This window comes from Streptomyces pathocidini (assembly GCF_001418495.1).
GTDB classification, from domain to species: Bacteria; Actinomycetota; Actinomycetes; order Streptomycetales; family Streptomycetaceae; genus Streptomyces; species Streptomyces pathocidini.
In genome coordinates this window covers 1-1,494 of the sequence record NZ_LIQY01000721.1, presented here as the reverse complement: position 1 = coordinate 1,494, position 1,494 = coordinate 1, and the positions used below count along the sequence as shown (strand labels likewise).

Sequence of the window (1,494 nt, the reverse complement as noted above, 5' to 3'; positions counted from 1 at the left end):
AGAGGTGTATACGAGACAGGTTCGGACACGGAGGCGTCAGACGCGGAGGCATCAGACGTGAAGGCCTCGGGCGCAGACGGGGCCCTCACGTCCGAAACGGAGGTTTCAGAGGGGGGCGCATCAGAAGCCGATGCGCCAGGCGCGGCGGACCGATCCACGGTTGCACCCCCGCGCGGGCCCGTGGTTCACTCCCCAACGTGACCGACACCCGGCTCCCGTGCTTCTGGCGGAGGGTCCACCTGGACCTCCTTCGCTACGCGGGCTGCGTGTGTCGTCCGTCCTGTTGATCCGCATCCCCTTCGCGCGGCCCCGCCGCGCGCTCCCACGCGATCACCAAGGACGGACCCGTGTCTTCCACGTCACCCGCGTCTTCCGCCCCCGCCTCCGCCCCTCGCCCGAACCCCGAATCGGGCCCCACGGCCGCGGAGTTGCTCGACTTCGTCCGTCGTACGGCCGCCGACCAGGAACTCGTCGCCTCCCTCCCACTGGATCCCGAGGGCCGCACCTGGCTGCGGCTCGACGGTCCCGGCGGCAGTGAGGCCTGGATCATCGGCTGGCCGCCCGGCACCGGTACCGGCTGGCACGACCACGGCGGCTCGCGCGGCGCCTTTGCCACCGCGTCCGGCGCCCTGACCGAGCAGTCCCTCGCGGTGCGCCTGCCGACGGAGGGCTGGCGCACCCTCGAACTGACCGACGGCGTCGACCGCGAGCGCCCGGTCCCCACCGGAGAGGGCCGCGCCTTCGGCCCGCACCATGTGCACCAGGTCCTGAACCTCACCGGCGAGGAGCACGCCGTCTCGGTGCACGCCTACTACCCGCCGCTCCCCCTGATGCGGCGCTACAGCCGTACGGGCCCCGTGCTGCGGCTCGAGGCCATCGAGCGGCCGGAGGAATGGGCGTGACGGCGGAACGACCGGTGACGCGGCGGGGCATCGACACCCTGCTGGCCGAGGCGCGCGAACAGCTCGACCGGCTGGGCCCGTTGGAGGCCGACGCGGCGCGGGCAGCGGGCGCGCTGCTGGTCGACATCCGGTACGCGGCGCTGCGCGAGCGCGACGGCACGATCCCGGGCGCACTGATCGTGGAGCGCAACGAACTGGAGTGGCGGCTGGATCCCGAGGGCAGCCACCGCGCGCCCGAGGCGACGAGCCACGGCCTCCGGGTCGTCGTCATCTGCAACGAGGGCTACGCTTCCAGCCTCGCGGCCGTCTCCCTGCGCCAGTTGGGCCTGCACCGCGCCACGGACCTGGACGGCGGCTTCCAGGCCTGGCGCGCGGCAGGACTGCCGGTGGCCGACGGCGACTCGGGGACACCACTTCCCGGCTGACCGTGGCCGCTGCCGGCCGCCCGGCTCCCCCATGCCGGGCGTGCCGGGCGGTCAGGGTGCGGGGGTACGCCCTTCCCCTCAGGCCGTCAGTACGCGTCTTCCCCGTCCCATTCCTCCCCCTCTTCCTCCAGGGCCCTGCGGACCACCCGCAGGGCCCTGGAGGAAGA

At 73.6% G+C, this 1,494-nt stretch carries 3 protein-coding genes; all 3 read left to right on the top strand.

The genetic code is table 11. The annotated features are described in order from the left end of the window. Positions 1-197: 197 nt before the first annotated feature. Genes AOK16_RS29145 through AOK16_RS24800 form a run of 3 tightly spaced genes read left to right on the top strand, consistent with a single transcriptional unit; the run spans position 198 to position 1,327 of the window. Positions 198-287, top strand: a complete 90-nt coding sequence (locus AOK16_RS29145; protein WP_338058507.1) for a putative leader peptide — start codon at positions 198-200, stop codon at positions 285-287. A 60-nt stretch (positions 288-347) separates the two neighbouring features. Then, positions 348-902, top strand: coding sequence for a cupin domain-containing protein (locus AOK16_RS24805; RefSeq protein WP_055474322.1), 555 nt, complete (start codon positions 348-350; stop codon positions 900-902). Then, complete coding sequence (locus AOK16_RS24800) at positions 893-1,327, top strand: rhodanese-like domain-containing protein (protein WP_055474321.1); 435 nt, start codon at positions 893-895, stop codon at positions 1,325-1,327. The genes AOK16_RS24805 and AOK16_RS24800 overlap by 10 nt, the downstream gene beginning before the upstream one ends. Positions 1,328-1,494 lie beyond the last annotated feature (167 nt).